At 57.0% G+C, this 14,916-nt stretch carries 18 protein-coding genes; 10 read left to right on the forward strand and 8 right to left on the reverse strand.

The genetic code is table 11. From position 1 onward, the window contains the following. The 3 genes from VEB01_RS04550 to VEB01_RS04560 all read left to right on the forward strand — a co-directional run. A partial coding sequence (locus VEB01_RS04550; RefSeq protein ID WP_324873202.1) for a hypothetical protein occupies positions 1–195 on the forward strand: 195 nt, incomplete at its 5' end. 361 nt (positions 196–556) lie between these two features. After that, the gene (rpoD, locus tag VEB01_RS04555; RefSeq protein WP_414675408.1) at positions 557–2,353 is read left to right on the forward strand and encodes an RNA polymerase sigma factor RpoD; all 1,797 of its coding nucleotides are present in this window, start codon (positions 557–559) and stop codon (positions 2,351–2,353) included. A gap of 146 nt (positions 2,354–2,499) precedes the next feature. After that, positions 2,500–2,655, forward strand: a complete 156-nt coding sequence (locus VEB01_RS04560; RefSeq protein WP_324873233.1) for a hypothetical protein — start codon at positions 2,500–2,502, stop codon at positions 2,653–2,655. Here the strand turns inward: VEB01_RS04560 and VEB01_RS04565 are convergent. The 4 genes from VEB01_RS04565 to VEB01_RS04580 form a co-directional block, all read right to left on the reverse strand. Beyond that, complete coding sequence (locus VEB01_RS04565) at positions 2,619–3,368, reverse strand: 2OG-Fe(II) oxygenase (RefSeq protein ID WP_324873206.1); 750 nt, start codon at positions 3,366–3,368, stop codon at positions 2,619–2,621. The two genes, VEB01_RS04560 and VEB01_RS04565, sit on opposite strands and share 37 nt — an antisense overlap. After that, on the reverse strand, positions 3,365–4,444 hold the full coding sequence (gene ada, locus VEB01_RS04570; RefSeq protein WP_324873207.1) for a bifunctional DNA-binding transcriptional regulator/O6-methylguanine-DNA methyltransferase Ada: 1,080 nt from the start codon (positions 4,442–4,444) through the stop codon (positions 3,365–3,367). Before ada ends, VEB01_RS04565 begins: the two co-directional genes overlap by 4 nt. 158 nt (positions 4,445–4,602) lie before the next feature. Next, the gene (locus VEB01_RS04575; protein WP_324873209.1) at positions 4,603–7,410 is read right to left on the reverse strand and encodes a class I adenylate cyclase; all 2,808 of its coding nucleotides are present in this window, start codon (positions 7,408–7,410) and stop codon (positions 4,603–4,605) included. Further along, positions 7,407–8,180 (reverse strand): GGDEF domain-containing protein, encoded by a 774-nt coding sequence (locus VEB01_RS04580; protein ID WP_324873211.1) that lies wholly within the window; start codon positions 8,178–8,180, stop codon positions 7,407–7,409. Before VEB01_RS04580 ends, VEB01_RS04575 begins: the two co-directional genes overlap by 4 nt. 128 nt (positions 8,181–8,308) lie before the next feature. Between VEB01_RS04580 and VEB01_RS04585 the strand changes: the two genes are divergently transcribed. Next, entirely contained in the window at positions 8,309–8,563 is a 255-nt protein-coding gene (locus VEB01_RS04585; protein ID WP_324873212.1) for a DUF504 domain-containing protein, read from the forward strand. 15 nt (positions 8,564–8,578) lie between these two features. Next, entirely contained in the window at positions 8,579–8,971 is a 393-nt protein-coding gene (locus VEB01_RS04590) for a DoxX family protein (RefSeq protein WP_324873214.1), read from the forward strand. Between the two features lie 21 nt (positions 8,972–8,992). Here VEB01_RS04590 and VEB01_RS04595 read toward each other — a convergent pair whose 3' ends face one another. From VEB01_RS04595 to VEB01_RS04610, 4 genes are all read right to left on the reverse strand, one after another. After that, a complete protein-coding gene (locus VEB01_RS04595; RefSeq protein ID WP_324873216.1) occupies positions 8,993–9,466 on the reverse strand; it encodes a DUF2231 domain-containing protein in 474 nt (157 codons plus the stop codon). A gap of 114 nt (positions 9,467–9,580) precedes the next feature. After that, on the reverse strand, positions 9,581–9,817 hold the full coding sequence (locus VEB01_RS04600; RefSeq protein ID WP_324873218.1) for a hypothetical protein: 237 nt from the start codon (positions 9,815–9,817) through the stop codon (positions 9,581–9,583). A 68-nt stretch (positions 9,818–9,885) separates the two neighbouring features. Then, a complete protein-coding gene (wrbA, locus tag VEB01_RS04605; RefSeq protein ID WP_324873220.1) occupies positions 9,886–10,497 on the reverse strand; it encodes an NAD(P)H:quinone oxidoreductase in 612 nt (203 codons plus the stop codon). Between the two features lie 56 nt (positions 10,498–10,553). After that, positions 10,554–11,600, reverse strand: coding sequence for a ribonuclease Z (locus VEB01_RS04610; protein ID WP_324873222.1), 1,047 nt, complete (start codon positions 11,598–11,600; stop codon positions 10,554–10,556). An 84-nt stretch (positions 11,601–11,684) separates the two neighbouring features. On the opposite strand from VEB01_RS04610, the gene VEB01_RS04615 reads away from it, so the two are divergent. The 5 genes from VEB01_RS04615 (at position 11,685) to smbP (VEB01_RS04635) (ending at position 14,678) form a co-directional block, all read left to right on the forward strand. Further along, positions 11,685–12,254, forward strand: coding sequence for an IMPACT family protein (locus VEB01_RS04615; protein ID WP_324873224.1), 570 nt, complete (start codon positions 11,685–11,687; stop codon positions 12,252–12,254). Positions 12,255–12,270: 16 nt separating this feature from the next. Then, positions 12,271–12,678: a CoA-binding protein gene (locus VEB01_RS04620; protein WP_324873226.1), complete on the forward strand. Its 408-nt coding sequence runs from the start codon at positions 12,271–12,273 to the stop codon at positions 12,676–12,678. 173 nt (positions 12,679–12,851) lie between these two features. After that, the gene (locus VEB01_RS04625; RefSeq protein ID WP_324873228.1) at positions 12,852–13,274 is read left to right on the forward strand and encodes a hypothetical protein; all 423 of its coding nucleotides are present in this window, start codon (positions 12,852–12,854) and stop codon (positions 13,272–13,274) included. A gap of 184 nt (positions 13,275–13,458) precedes the next feature. Then, positions 13,459–13,953 (forward strand): small metal-binding protein SmbP, encoded by a 495-nt coding sequence (smbP, locus tag VEB01_RS04630; protein WP_324873229.1) that lies wholly within the window; start codon positions 13,459–13,461, stop codon positions 13,951–13,953. Positions 13,954–14,339: 386 nt separating this feature from the next. Beyond that, on the forward strand, positions 14,340–14,678 hold the full coding sequence (gene smbP / locus VEB01_RS04635) for a small metal-binding protein SmbP (RefSeq protein WP_324873231.1): 339 nt from the start codon (positions 14,340–14,342) through the stop codon (positions 14,676–14,678). The last annotated feature ends 238 nt before the right edge of the window (positions 14,679–14,916 follow it).

Here is a 14,916-nt window from a genome sequence, read left to right on the forward strand (position 1 = left end):
CTCATCACAGGCGCCGATCACGCGCTCCCGGAGATCGATCGAATAGGCTTTCGCCATCACCGCTCCTCATTTCGCAAATACTCATCAGACCGCTTCCCGATCCCTTGGTTTCCTTTCACTAGATATGAAAATGCTCTAGTCACAAAGCTGAGCCTGATGCAGTGCCGCTCGAGGGAACTCAAGCGCCATGGTTAAGTCTATGGTATTGAAAAACCAATAAAACCTTTACAAAAATAGTCTTCTTCCGAACATTCTCGGCGTTCTGTGTTCAGTCTGATGAGACCTCCAGGCCTCCCTGAAAAGCAGGATAGGTAAGATTTTGTCTTCGGCGGCTTCGGTCGGCCCCGTTTGGTTCGCTAACGGCGCTATCGCCCTGTCGTTTATTCCTTGTTATCTCCCTAAGCGACAGCAAAAAGCGAAGCCTAAAGAAATACGTTAAGCCAGCATCAGCGACGAGAAGTGCCGGTCGCAAAGCGACCGATATCTGTTGGTTTTTTCATAATGGTTTCCATGAATAGATCAAGTTAAATTTTGCAACACAGACATGAATCAATTAATGAATCTGGAACAGCAGCAATCCCAGTTCAAAGAGCTTATCGCCAAGGGCAAAATGCGGGGCTATCTCACTTACTCGGAGGTCAACGATCATCTGCCCGGCAATATCGTCGATCCCGAGCAGATGGAAGACATCATCGGCATGATCGAGGATGTGGGGATCGAGGTGTACGAAGAGGCGCCCGATACCGATCTGATGTCCGAGCCGGCGGTTGCCGTCGAGGACGAAGAAGATTCGGCGGAAGTCGCCGCAGCACTGGTGTCGTCGGCCGATGCCGGACTGGAGCGAACGACCGACCCGGTGCGCCTGTATATGCGCGAAATGGGAGCCGTGGAATTGCTTACCCGCGAAGAGGAATTGAGTATCGCCAAGCGGATCGAGAAAGGACTCGACCAAGCGGCGCACGCATTGGTGCGTTTCCCGGCCGCCGTGGATACCTTTCTCAAAGCCTTTGAGACCATCGGGCGGGGAGACGCACGTCTATCCGACCCGATTTCAGGTTTTGTCAATCCGGCGCAGCAGCCCGAAGACGTCTTACTTGACGCCGAATCGGATGCCGACCTACTTGAGGAAACTGAAAGCGGTCCGAATCCGGGCTTGGTGAAGGAGAAACTGAAAGAATTCACGAGGCGTTACAAGACAGCTCTCAGCATGCAGCAAAAACAGGGCTATCACCATGAACGCACGCAAAAGGCTTTCGACGCCCTGGCGGAGAGTTTCCTGGAATTCAAGAAAACTCCACGGTTTTTTAAGGAACTGACGGATGTGTTACATGCCACCGTCGCCAAAATACGCGAGCAGGAAAAGATCATTCAGGAACTTTGCGTGCACCAGGCGAAAATGCCGCGAGCGGAATTTATGGCTTCCTTCATCGGGAACGAGAGCAATCCCGATTGGCTGCAACAGAGATTGGAAACCGGCGCACCTTTTGCGGAGACGCTGTCGGCATTCGTCGAGGAAATCAAACGAGCGCAAGACGAACTGGCCCAAATCGAGCAGAACAATCGGCTCTCGATCAGCGCTATCAAGGAGATCAACAAGCGGGTCTCTTTCGGAGAAAATCAGGCGCACCTGGCGAAAAAGGAGATGATCGAGGCGAACCTGCGGCTAGTGATTTCCATGGCACGGAAATACACCCATCGGGGTCTACCGTTTCCTGACCTGATCCAGGAAGGCAATATCGGGTTGATGAGGGCGGTGGATAAGTTTGAGTACCGCCGTGGTTACAAGTTTTCCACCTATGCCACTTGGTGGATTCGTCAGGCGATCACCCGTGCCATCGCAGATCAAGGGCGCACCATTCGCATTCCGGTGCATATGATCGACATGATTAGCAAATTGAACCGGATCTCGCGCCAGATGCTACAAGAGATGGGACGTGATCCCACGCCGAAGGAGCTGGCCGTTCGCACGGGCATGTCCGAGGACAAGGTGCGTCAGATACTCAAAATCACCAAAGAGCCCGTTTCGATGGCAACGCCCATCGGCGACGATGAGGATTCGCATCTCGGCGACTTGATCGAGGATCCGCAGGCCATGTCGCCTGGCGAGTCGGCGACGGTTTCGGATTTGCGCGAGATAACCCGGAAAGCGCTGGCCGGTCTATCCGAACGGGAAGCCGAGATCTTGCGCATGCGTTTCGGCATCGACATAAACACCGACCACACCCTTGAGGAAATCGGTAAACGGTTTGCGGTCACCCGCGAGCGCGTCCGGCAGATCGAGGTGAAAGCATTACGCAAGCTTCGTCACCCCTCGCATTCGGAGTCACTCCGCAGCTTCCTCGATTTAAGCTAATCGGAATATTCTTGTCCATCGTCTTCCATTATGGATTGCCAAGGGCGGAATCAAGGCGCCGCAGAACTCGTGGCTAACGTCCACTGGATTTTCACACTGCACCTGTTTTTAGGGATGCCCTTTTTCCGGTCTTTCCCTTCAGCCGTCTGGTGCATATCTGGAGCACTCCTATCTGGTATATCGGACGCCCTACCAGATTGTTCGCAGGCGCTGATGGACCCGGTGAGAGCTACCGCAGAATCCACTCATCGTCATTCAATCGTGCTCACAGTGCGTCATGGAAAATGATGCCGAGCGTGTGACGATACCCCGAGCGGACGCGGCTGACGCCGTGCCGGAGATTGACGCGGTAGACACCGCGGGTGCCCTGCACCGGACGGTGATGGACGGCGAAAATAACGGCGTCGCCTTGCCGGAGCGGCACGACTTCCGGCCGCGACTGCATGCGCGGGCGCTGTTCGGTAAGTACGAATTCGCCGCCGGTGAAGTCTCTCCCGGGTTCGGACAGCAGGATCGCGACCTGGAGCGGAAAAACATGCTCGCCGTAGAGGTCCTGGTGCAAGCAGTTGTAATCGCCCGCTTCGTACTGTAGCAGCAACGGGGTCGGCCTGAGCTGCCCCGCCTCATGGCAACGCGCGATGAAGTCCGCGTGCTCCTCCGGATAGCGAACGGCTATGCCCATGGCGGCATTCCAGCGATTGGCGATCGGTGCTAGACGCGGGTAGATGGCCGTCCGGAGGCCGGCGATGATCTCGGGCAGCGGATAGCTGAAATATTTGTACTCTCCGCGCCCGAAACCATGCCGTTCCATCACTACTCGGCTGCGGAAAAGGCCGTCTTCCGGGTACAGCCCGGCCAGCGCGCCGCACTCTTCCGGGGTGAGAAGACTTTCGACCATCGCGCATCCCTGCGCATCGAGGTCTTGCGCAACGCGCTCCCAATCGAGCACCCTCACCCGCTCCGCCACATCCTCCACCGAGGCGATGACCATTGCGGTCCTGGCTCGCACGTTCATGCCTGCGCCTCCCGGTCGAGCAGCGCGCGCTTACGCTCGACGCCCCAGCGATAGCCCGACAGCGCACCGTCATTTCGCACGACGCGATGGCAGGGGATCGCCACCGCCAGGGCGTTCGCGGCACACGCCTGGGCCACCGCCCTGACCGCACTCGGCGCGCCGATACGCCGGGCAATCTCGGTATAACTTACCGTCGAGCCGGCCGGGATTTCCCGCAACGCCTGCCAGACTCTCTGCTGGAACGCCGTGCCCCGGACATCGAGCGGCAAATCGAGCCCCAAGGCCGGGGCTTCAACGAAACCCACGACATTCGCCACGAGTTGTTCGAACCCGGCATCGCCGCCGATCAAGTTGGCGCGCGGGAATTGGTCTTGGAGGTCGCGCGCCAACGCGTCCGGGTCATCGCCCAGGAGAATCGCGCAAACGCCTCGTTCGCTCCGGGCGATGAGAATGGAGCCGAGGGAGCACTCGCCCACGGCGAAACGGATTTCCATGTTCGCGCCGCCGGCGCGGTAATTCGAGGGCGTCATGCCCAATACCTGATCCGATGTTTCGTAGAAGCGCGCGTTCGAGTTGTACCCGGCCTCGAAAATGGCTTCCGTCACCGTGCCGCTCCGGCCGAGCTCAGTCCGTACGCGCTTCGCGCGATGCGCCGCCGCGTATTCTTTCGGCGTGAGTCCCGTGATCGCCTTGAACACGCGGTGGAAGTGATAAATGCTCATCCCCGCGTGTTTCGCCAACTCTTCGAGACTCGGCACAATCTCCGAATCCTCGATGAGCCGGCAGGCTTCCGTAATCTTCGCAACGCGCTGTTCAGCCAGCGTGGGCTGGTTGGGCCTGCAACGCTGGCAGGGGCGGAACCCGGCCCGTTCGGCGTCCTCGCGCGTCGCGTGAAACCGAACGTGCTCCGGCCGCGCCGGGCGAGCCGCGCACGAGGGACGGCAGTATACGCCGGTGGTCTTGACTGAGTAGTAGAAGGTACCGTCCGCCTCGGGATCGCGGGCCACGATGGCGGCCCAACGGGGGTCTTTTTCCGTGGCGGCGGCGAGTTGCGCGTTTTTCACTGATACGTTCATAGTCGTTTCTTTCAAGGATTCTAAGGTTGAACGTAATCTATCAGCAGCTTTAGACCCCCGCACTCCGAGTCTTGCTTTTGAATTCGTGTTTATTGAAACCCACGAGTTCGGCCGTCTGGCTCGCGCCGGCTATGCCTTACAGTGACTTGAAAACCGCTCTAAGCGTTCAACCGCTCTTCGATTTTCCGCTTGAAGTTCAGGAAGTGAATCGTTTGAAGCGCTTCCGGCGTATCCACCCCCAAAAGGGAAAGCGGCACGTCGATATCGGTGATGTAGATTGGATAGCGCTCCCCGCTCTGGCGGAGACGCATGATATGGGCCGCCGCCATGGAAAACACGTCCTGCCCAGCATCCATGGAAGAGAATTCCGAGTCGTTGCAGAAAATGGTATAGGCCGCGCGGCCGGACGCCGTTTCCTGGGCGAATACCCGAATCTCGAGCATCCGGCTGACGGGGTTGGGCTGGAAACCGGCGGATTTCACGCTGTAGCCGCCGGAAGCGTGGTGCTCCACCAGGTGGTATTCGAGCCCGCCGGCGGCGAGCACGTAACGTTGCAGAATGGCGTTGAGAAACGAAACATAGGGCCCCAGCAAGAGTTGAGGCCCGACCGGTTCATGGATCCGGTAGAACAGCGAACCCCGCTCGTCCAGAATGTAAACCCTCACCTGCCCGGATTCCGGCTGGCAAAAGACTTGAATGACCCCCGGCCGATTATATTGGCAGATAAAAGGCAGGGGATCGTTGTCCAGAGCCGCGCGGTCGAAAATCACCGGAGAAAACATGGGTCGGGGAGCGGATAACTCGGCATACAGGCTATCCACGTCGGGCACGCCCCAGAAACGGACGCCGGTGCCTTGTTTATCGAACAGGTAAAACTCCTGGCCGCCCCGCAAGATATAGCGAAACGATTTGTCCGAACCCAAGAACGCGGCTCTCAAATCCTGATAAAGCTCTTTAACTCTCAGGGCAATGGTCCGGGCGCGTCCGGCAACGAAGCAGAAACATTCGACGCGCGATTCCTCGGAGAACGATTCGTTGATGAGGTCCGCCAGGCAATCGAGGAACCCGGTCAGGCCCTGGTAACGCTGAACCAGCGTTTCCCGCCATGATGTCAGAACGATGGCGTCGACTTGATGGACCAGGTTGGTCCGCTCGTGGCCATAGCTCAGCGCATCATGACGACTGCTGGCCAGTCTGAAGCCGTCGCGGCGGTCGGCATCGACATCGACGCCTAGGTTGACGAACAACGCCGCGGCAATCACGCGGGGCATCCGGCCGTAGTCGTCCAGATGTTCCGGCTCGCTGTGGTGTGACGCGAGAAAGCCGTTCAGCGCATGAAAGCTGTTCTTGAGTTCCAAAGGCGTTAACGCGCTTTCGACGGTTTCCAGGAACAGGTTCGCACTCCGATCGTAAAGGCCGTTGAGCGACAGCCATGCCAGAAGCTCGATCAAGCTGCGAGCCTTCTTCAGATACTGCGCCTTTTCCGCATCGGCAGGTCCGACCCGTCCCGGGTACAAAATCCATCCCATTTCGCCGTCGGCCAATCGCATTTCGTGCACGGAAAAATCTTCCGGCTCGATACGGTCGCTGCTGTCGAGGCTCAGCTTTTCCACCTTGCCGGGTTTAAGCTCCAAGGCCGCGGAGAGTCTTCGCCCCAACAGCTTGATTTCTTCTCCGGCCGGGCCGCCGATCTTGGCGTGCTCCAGCGCGAATTGCCTCACGGCATGATAGCTTCGGGTCAATTCCCGGCCGATGACCTTTTGCCCCCGTAGAGCTTTGATCACCTTCCAGTGGCGCCGCTCGTCCAGTTCCCGGATACGCTGAGACGGCCATCCCCAGGCGTGAATCATCGCCTGCAAAATGTCCTGCCGCCGGCGTTTCTCGGCTTCCGCTGCCCCCCTGAACCTCGCCAGCTCGGTGAGCTTGAGGTAAAAGCATTGCCGCACCAGTTCCAGCCGCTCGCTCTCGCCCCGTTCCGACAGATACTGCTCCACGTCACGGTACATGAGGATATAGGGGTCGAGCTCGCCGGCATCCAGATTGCCTTCGTACACGGCGGCTTTCAACCGGGTGCAGAGCCACCGGATGCGGGGATACTGGCTGGCGTAGCTCTCCATCAGGAATAGTTTGAGCAACGACTTGTGAGGTGCGTCGATCGCCTTGTGCAAGTGCCAAAGGGTGCCACCGAGAAATTCGTCGAGCGGAATATACTCAAGCCCCCCGAAATCGATGAGATCGTTTTCGTTGACAAAACGCTTCTCTCTCAGGTGATTCAGATATTCGCCGTACCGGTCCTCCTGGTCCGGCGGCACCAGCCACCAGGCCATGGCGCGGCCAGCCAGCCAGACGCTGGTGCGGTAGAACTCCTCTAGCAACAGATGGTGCTGGACGCTACCGCAGCTTTCCGACGAAATGGGCGTGCCGATCCCAAGGCGGAAGCGGTCCGTATCGATGAAGAAGATATGAGCCTCCAATCCCAGGGATTGAGCCCATTTCTCCACGCCAGCCGCCTTGCGGCGCAATTCGTCCAGTTGGATCTCGTCCAGCGCCCCCGAGCAACACAACCAGATGTCGAGATCGCTCTTCCTGGAATAGGCGACGCTGCCGACGCTACCCATCAGGTAAACGGCATGAATCGGGTATTCGGTCAGCGCGCGCCGCTTGTATTCGAAACTCTTCGTCAAGCGCTTGACGGCGAGCAGCGCTCGGCGGCTGGGCAAATAATCGGGGATGCCCGCTGGGGTCTCGGAGGAGACATAACCGGGCAGCATCGGGTGATTGCAATGAAACAGAAGCGGCAGCAAATCGAGAAAATCCCGCTGGCGCGGCGTCTGATGCTCCTGAATACGCTGCAGCTGAAGCCGGTGCAGGTTTTGGAAGCGCCGGACGATCGCGGCCAAATCCTTCCGGCCGATGTCCTCGCCGGGACTTCCCAGCGTTATCGCTCGCAGGGTGCTCGCCGTCACGGTAATCTCGGTCCGTTCATATCCGGATAAAGACGCTGCAAGAGTTTCCGCACATCGTCGCCCTTTTGCCAGGAGGCAACCGTGGAATCAATCCGCCAGATTTCCGCGTCGGCCACTGCCACCCGCTCCCCCCCGAGCTTGGTGGCAAGCACTTCCGCATCGGTCCGGACGGTCTCGGGAAGAATCAGCAGGAACGTCGTCGCGTCGAGGCGGCCGATTTGGTCCGACCACCGCAGCTGCGCGTTAAATTCTTGAGCGATTTCGCGCAACGTGGATTCCGGCACCGCTGCACCTTTAGGGGATTCCAGCGTGACGCGAATCACCGACAACGCATTGCCGTAGCGCCGACTGCGGCTCACGTGGCCTTCCAAGGCCTGGAGAATGGCGTTCCGGTTCAAGAGCCCCGTGTCCGGGTCTTTGGTGTGCAGGGTGGCCACCAATTCTTGAAGATGGCTACGATCCTGCTCGATCCGCACCCGTTCGGTCACATCTTCGAAAAAATGCGCATCCATGCCGTCGGCGAGCGCAGTGCGCTCGCGCCGCAGCCAGGACTGTTCGCCGCAACGCGTGATGCACAGCGTATCGTCTTCAGCGAACAGGGCAGCCAGCCCGATGTTCTCCGCGGTTTCCGGAACCAACCCCACAAGCTGGTCCTTCGCCGTGTCGAACCATCGAGCTAGGCGCTCGTTCACCCAAAGAACTCGCCGATCCCGCATGATCGCAACGCCTATCGGCGCCTGATCCAGCGCCTCAGCCAAGGCTTTCTGCATGGAATTACTCATTTAAATCGATTGCCACAGGTTTAATTTTAATCGGCCGCGAGAGTTCTGCCCGCCTTATATGGCGCCGAAAGGCCAAGTGCCTGTCTAAAAAGCAATCAGAACGGCGGACAACGACGATGCTCCCTATCCAAGATCTGCTCAACCGCATACGCTGGGATGAAGAATTCGGCCGGGCCGAATTCTCTATCGGCTATTACGACCGCGTCGAGAAAACGATCGTCGTGACGACGCTAAAAAGAATCGGCTTTCCCGCGGATCGCCCCGGAGTATTCGAACTCGCCGACCCCGAAGGCGAGATGCACACTATTCCATTACACCGCATCAAAGTGGTATATCGGAACGGAGAGCTTATCTGGCAGCGTACGCATTGATTCAAAGGAAGCAACATGACCGCGAACATGCCCCATTATGCCGAGCTTGTCGGACGGATTTTCATGTCTATCATTTTTCTGTTGTCGGGCTTCAATAAAATCGGCGGATTTGCCGGAACCCAAACCTATATGGAATCGATGGGCGTGCCGGGCATGCTGTTGCCGCTGGTTATCGCATTGGAAATCGGAGGAGCGATAGCCGTTATGATCGGCTGGCACACCCGGTGGTTTGCCCTGGCGCTCGCCGGTTTTTCCATCGCGGCGGCTTTGCTCTTTCACCTTAATTTTGACGACAAGGTGCAAACCATCATGTTTTTGAAGAACGTCGCGATCGCCGGGGGATTCATGGTCATTTTTGCCCATGGCCCCGGCGATCTGAGTCTGGACAAGCGACTGGGCCGGCATTGAGATTCGCCCAGCCGCATCTGTTCAGTGCGTTTTGGACAGAGAGCTCGGCGCATTCAGATCGGCGTCATCATCCACGCCGACACCTAGCCGGTCTACCAATTCGCCACCGAGCCAACCGGTAAACAGCACCAATGCGAGACCGGCAAACGACAGAACAAAAGCCCACGCTCCGGGAAAATCGATATTCCGCCGGAGCCACCAGCTACCTATAAACAGCAGCAGCACCACCACATTACCGGCGCCGTGCATTAGTCCGATATATTTGGCGCGGGTGTTACGCGGGATGGCCAACCAGTCGATCAAGCCGAACGGCGCAGCCACGAGCCCGCCTATGATTCCCGCCGCAATCATCCAGTAGGAAACTGTCACGAAATTTGGAGAGTCTGTCATCAGATAAATGATGTCGAAGACTACGCCTGTGGACAGTAGCCCGAGGGGAAATACGATCAGTATCGGATGGGCCGGGTGTCCGAGAATTTTGACTTTGCTTTGCATAATGCCTCCTTGGAACTGGAACGTTAGTCGCAGGATTTGAAAAGCTCACGGGTCACCGCGGCAATCGCAGCCGTATCGGCAACGGCTTGCGAGATACCCAGGCAACCCCTCGATTTACGATATCCCCCAAACGATCTCCATGCCTTCCCTGCTACCCAAAGCAGCCCGCAGCAGACTGATTAACGTTTGATCGAGCCCCTGTTCCTCAAAAAACTCAAGCTGAGCATGATTGATGTAGTAATCCCTGTCGATCGAGCTCTCTTCCTCCAATGCGTCCATCAACTGCTGAAGCTGTTGGTCGTTGATTTCTCCGATAAAAGCGCCAGTGTCCTTGTCGTAAAGCCTCACCATAGCGGTTCCTCCAACAAACTGCTTGAGCCGTCCGGACACTTGCAGCGCCCGAGAAGACTCCGGTCGGCTTAAAGCTTTTGACCGGCGAGAAATTGCGCTGTTACCGCGACCATGCGCTTGCCCTGAAATTTCGCCGCGGCCATTGCCACATCGTCCGGCTTGATCTGCCCATTGTTGCTCGTGAACGATACGCCATAAGGATTTCCGGCCTGGAACTGTATGGGATCGGCGTAGCCCGGCGAGACGATGATGGCGCCCCAGTGATAGAAGGTATTGTTAAGGGCGACTATCGTCGTTTCCTGCCCGCCGTGAGGCGTGCTGGTACTGGTAAACGAGGAGACGATCTTGTTGACCAGTTGCCCTTTGACCCACAAAGGTCCTGTCCTATCGATAAACTGCTTGAGTTGAGCCGTGGGCAATCCATAACGAGTCGGCGTGCCGAAAATGATCGCATCGGCCCACACCAGATCGTCCAAGGTCGCTTCTTCCACGTTTTGGGTTTCTAGCCGGTGCGCGGCCCATCCTTGATTGGACGAAACGGCTTCCTCGGGAGCGAGTTCCTGCACCTTGCGCAAACGTACCTCCGCACCCGCTTGTCCAGCCCCTTCCTCGACACCGCGCGCCAATTGATAAGTGGTCCCGGTGGCGCTGTAGTAGATGACCGCGAGTTTGACTGCCATATCTCCCTTCCTAGCTTTCGGGTATATCCCTTAGAAGCAAGGCCGGCCTTAGAGTTTTACGGGCTCGCTCTTTTGGAGCGCCAAGTCCGATATGGATAGCCCCGAAACGCCCGTTCGAACTCTTCCCTGAGTTCGTCCTCCCGGTCATGGTAAATCGGTGAGAAGTGAAACGGCACCGCGAATTTGACGCCGGCTCGATGAGCCAGGCTTCCCGCTTGGCGGGCAGTCAGGTGATATTTTTGCGCCGCGCGCTCGACAAGCTCATCGCCGAACACCGCCTCGATGAAAAACTGATCGGCACCATGGGCCAATTGAACGATGCGCTCGGCGTTAGCGTCGTGGTAAACGGCATCGGTCACATAGGCGATTTTCTGTCCGGTGGAGATTTGGGCGATGGTTCCGGCCAAATCGTCCAGGCGATAGCTAACGTTGCGCCGCCCTTGGTCATCCCTTTGCAAAGCAGTTATGAGCGTATCGCCGGGCAGCCTGTCGAGCACAGCGCGTTTAAACACCTGAAGCCAAGGCCCCGGCTCCAGATCCAGCTCGTCCAGGCGGTTCTTCCAGATGTTGACATGCTGCTTCTCTTGGAGGGCGAAAGCCAGGCACGGAATCTTATGATCCAGCAGGCCAAACCGGACGGTAAAATTTTCGTCGTCGAGCAAAACTCCGTCACGTAAAACCAGACTACGCTCATTTTCGCGACGAAATCCGGCCCGACAGCGGAAGCGGGCACTGTAAGCTTCGGCTTCACTCAAAATCTCGATCACGTCCAAAGTAAAATCGGTGTCGTAGTTTTCCACCAGATTCCAGGTGTAACCCGCAAGCTTGGCTTCCACCTGAGCTAGAAAACCGGCAGGTCCGAACAATCGGATGCGGATTTCCCGCCCGAGGCACAGGCGTAGCAACCAATCGAATCCGAAGAAGTGGTCCATATGAGCATGGGAAACGAACACATCCCGGAGCCGCAGAATTTTCCGTGTGGCCAAATTCCGTAGATCGCCCAGATCAAACAACAGGGCACGCTTTTCGAACAAAAAGTCGACATAAACCGCCGGATCGCCGAATACATCGTTCACCAGCGCTGGATGAAACACTGGTTTCATGGGAATCTCTCTTCAAAGCCCGTTACGGTATGATGAGGTCTTCGATACGACTCTTAGACTCACAGTTATAGCCTTTCCTCATCCATGTATCTCATCGAAAAAGGATCGGAAGTCAGCTTTACCGTCAACCATTCGCGCTTCATCGGCTATGCCCTGCCCTGTGTCGACGAGTCGCAGCTACGGTTGCGGTTAACCGAAATCGCGTCGGCACATCCGAACGCGCACCATCTCGCCTTCGCCTACCGGATCAAAACCGGGAGTGGCATCGTCGCCCACTTCAACGATGCGGGAGAACCCAGCGGCACGGCCGGCAAACCCATTCTCGCGCACATTTCGGGCTTCGATGTCATCAATGCCTTGGTCGCGGTCGTGCGCTACTTCGGCGGCATCAAGCTGGGCGCCGGCGGACTGGTACGGGCCTACGGCGGCACGGCCAAAATGGCCTTGGACAGTGCCTCCCTGATGCCCTATGTCGAGTATGCCGAACTCAGGCTGACGATCGATTATCCAAAACTTCAGCCGCTGACTTACCAGGTGGAAAAAGCCGGCGGCGAAATCGTCTCGCGGTCGTTCGGCGAGAAAGTAGACGTGGTCATGCGCTTGCCGGCCCCGGAAGCGACTGCGATCCATCGACAGTTTCACGGCATCTCCTAGTTTTCAGAGTGAGGCTATGGCTTTGTCAGCCGATAATCTGCTGAACACTTTGGATGCACCGGATACCGTCATCGCCGTAGTGGGTGCGACCGACGACAAACGAAAGTTCGGCCACGCCGTCTACCACGATTTAAAGCGCAAGGGATACCGGGTTTATCCGGTTAATCTCAATCGCCCGACGGTGGACGGCGACCCCGCTTATCCGGATCTTGCCCGATTGCCCAGCAAGCCGACTCTGGTTAATTTCGTCATACCGCCCGCGGCTACCTTGACGGTCCTGAAACACTGTCTCGATTTGGGCCTGAAGAACGTGTGGCTGCAACCGGGAGCGGAGAATGCCAAAGTAATGGCATTCCTGGCCTCCCACGGCTTCAACTATCTCGTCAACACCTGCATCATGATGAAGAGCCGCGTCAAACGTTAAAGACCGGCAGATTTTTCGCACTTCTCGCCGAAACTTTCCCCGAATCGCCTGGCTACAAACCGCGCCATTCTCAGTAAATGTCCCTAGAGACTGGGAAACTACCCTGTGCTAACTATGACTTTCCCGGTTAAACCGGGTCAGTGGAATGAACTTTGGTGCAAAGGAGGCATGCCATGTGTTCAAAAATTCTAACCGGTTTACTTGCAAGCGCATTTATCCCGTTACTCGGCCTGAATCCGGCCGTTGCCGCGGAAAAATCCGAAGGAATCGCCGCGTACGTTAAAGCCGAGGCTCAACACGGCAAAATCAAAGGCGATGTTATCGAGATAGTCAGAGAACAGACTGGGCGAGAAGATGCTGGAAACGGCCCATCGGGCTCCGACAAACGCAGGAATACCGAACAAGGGACGTCTTCGGGCAAGCGTAAAAATCCCGAGCGCGACATGCCGGGATCGAGCCAACGCCAAGGCATCGAAAATGAAATGCCCGGATCAAGCGAGCGCCGCCCTCCCGAGACCGAAACGCCCGGTTCCGAGGAGTCGTTCGAAATGGAAGAGATGCCTGAACCCGACACAGGATCCGGCGATACTGAATGAGCGCATTGTCGTTTGAGTCGATCGCGGCCTTCCGTTCGCACAAGGGAAAAGCGGCAACGGAACCAGTCTTGCCGACCGGCGATCTAAAAACCGTATCTCACTATGGCATAAGCGGGAAACCACGCCATTTCTATTCATACGGCGACTTGGTCGTCGTCCGGAGCATTTTTCATGGAGGAACAATATGTACCGTAACATTCTAGTTTGCCTGCTTGCGGGCTTGACCGTACCAGCACTGAATCAGGCCTTAGCGGCCGAAAAATCAGGGGACGGCGCGGCAAAATATGCCCAGTCGCGCACCGAAACCGGCCAAAGTGGAACAGGCGTTCGCGGAACCACCGGTGAGAGTACCGGAGGTCCCGGCATGACGGGGACCGGTAGAAAAGGTGATGCGGGCACAACGACACCGGGCAGCATGGAAAACCATGTCAAGGAGGCGTTGAAGCACGCCCAAGCCGCCGCCGACAGCGGCAAGAAAGGCGATGCCACAGGCGTGGGCGAACACGCGCAAGCCGCAAAGCCTCATGTCGATGCCGCCATGCAGCAAAACCCCAACGAACATCTGACCGCTGCAATGAAAAGCCTGGACAGCGCGGTTCAGCACAGCCAAATGGGCCACCCCGATATGGCGGGGAAAGCCGCCGAGGAAGCGGTTTCCCATCTTAAAATGGCGAAGTAGACTTCATGTCGCTACGATAAAACGGCGGGTAGAGTGGTGTTCTACTTGCCTGCCGTTTTTTTATTCTGCGGCGGATATTCCTGTCCATTAATCTCCGTTTTGCCCGGAATGTACACGGCGTACATGAGGAGTGATGAAACCCGTCCTGTGTTTCACCGCTCCGCGGCGCTCGCCCACACCCCGGATCACGCTCGCGCAGTAGGTTTCCAACTGCTTCCCAGGCCGATTATGGTGTCCCGGTCTAAATATCGATCGCCTATCTAAACCTCTCTACCTCGTCAAGCCCTTCATTGAAAAATATGGACTTGAAATCAATGGCGTGATATTGGTAACACGCCCCGTTTCGGGGCATTAAAGAAGAACAACTTTTTAATGGAGGAATGGTTATGCGTGGAAAAATCTTATCCGGGCTGCTCGCCGGCCTGTTCAGCCTGTCGCTAAGCTTGACTGCCGTTGCCGCCGAAGACCACAAAGCGGAAGCAATGAAGCACACCCAAGCCGCGGTCGATAGCAGCAAGAAGGGCGATGCAAAAGGTGTGGCCGAGCACGCGGAAGCCGCTAAAACCCATGCGGCGGCGGCCAATAAAGAGAAAGCCAATCCACATCTGGATGCGGCGCTCAAAAGCCTGGACGGCGCCATCGAACACGGCAAAATGGGCCATGCCGACATAGCCGGCAAAGCCGCCGAGGAAGCGATGACTCACCTCAACGCGGTGAAACAATAACGGCCAATCTTCCCTAATTTTAAAAAGCGGCAGAGGAGGCATTCTCCACTGCCGCTTCTTTTTTGCCCGATTAAATTCCGTTGTTCCCGCCATGATCCTAGGGCGTGTCCTCAATTAAGGGGTCGCCAAAGACGACCAAAAGCGATCCAATTGAGAGAGTGAATTCAGAAGAAGGTCGATGAATGGTACGACGGTATGGCTTACGGGACGATCAGTGGGAACGGATTCAAGACCTCCT

This window comes from Methylocaldum sp., from assembly GCF_035627495.1.
Taxonomy (GTDB): domain Bacteria; phylum Pseudomonadota; class Gammaproteobacteria; order Methylococcales; family Methylococcaceae; genus Methylocaldum.

What these genes read in the sequence shown, in the direction of transcription:
- VEB01_RS04595 (WP_324873216.1), bottom strand. Translation starts at nt 9,466, where the DNA reads ATGCAAAGCAAAGTCAAAATTCTCGGACACCCGGCCCATCCGATACTG.
- smbP (WP_324873231.1), top strand. Translation starts at nt 14,340, where the DNA reads ATGCGTGGAAAAATCTTATCCGGGCTGCTCGCCGGCCTGTTCAGCCTG.
- VEB01_RS04565 (WP_324873206.1), bottom strand. Translation starts at nt 3,368, where the DNA reads ATGAACGTGCGAGCCAGGACCGCAATGGTCATCGCCTCGGTGGAGGAT.
- VEB01_RS04590 (WP_324873214.1), top strand. Translation starts at nt 8,579, where the DNA reads ATGACCGCGAACATGCCCCATTATGCCGAGCTTGTCGGACGGATTTTC.
- VEB01_RS04625 (WP_324873228.1), top strand. Translation starts at nt 12,852, where the DNA reads ATGTGTTCAAAAATTCTAACCGGTTTACTTGCAAGCGCATTTATCCCG.
- VEB01_RS04600 (WP_324873218.1), bottom strand. Translation starts at nt 9,817, where the DNA reads ATGGTGAGGCTTTACGACAAGGACACTGGCGCTTTTATCGGAGAAATC.
- ada (WP_324873207.1), bottom strand. Translation starts at nt 4,444, where the DNA reads ATGAACGTATCAGTGAAAAACGCGCAACTCGCCGCCGCCACGGAAAAA.
- smbP (WP_324873229.1), top strand. Translation starts at nt 13,459, where the DNA reads ATGTACCGTAACATTCTAGTTTGCCTGCTTGCGGGCTTGACCGTACCA.
- VEB01_RS04610 (WP_324873222.1), bottom strand. Translation starts at nt 11,600, where the DNA reads ATGAAACCAGTGTTTCATCCAGCGCTGGTGAACGATGTATTCGGCGAT.
- VEB01_RS04620 (WP_324873226.1), top strand. Translation starts at nt 12,271, where the DNA reads ATGGCTTTGTCAGCCGATAATCTGCTGAACACTTTGGATGCACCGGAT.
- rpoD (WP_414675408.1), top strand. Translation starts at nt 557, where the DNA reads ATGAATCTGGAACAGCAGCAATCCCAGTTCAAAGAGCTTATCGCCAAG.
- VEB01_RS04585 (WP_324873212.1), top strand. Translation starts at nt 8,309, where the DNA reads ATGCTCCCTATCCAAGATCTGCTCAACCGCATACGCTGGGATGAAGAA.
- VEB01_RS04580 (WP_324873211.1), bottom strand. Translation starts at nt 8,180, where the DNA reads ATGCAGAAAGCCTTGGCTGAGGCGCTGGATCAGGCGCCGATAGGCGTT.
- VEB01_RS04615 (WP_324873224.1), top strand. Translation starts at nt 11,685, where the DNA reads ATGTATCTCATCGAAAAAGGATCGGAAGTCAGCTTTACCGTCAACCAT.
- wrbA (WP_324873220.1), bottom strand. Translation starts at nt 10,497, where the DNA reads ATGGCAGTCAAACTCGCGGTCATCTACTACAGCGCCACCGGGACCACT.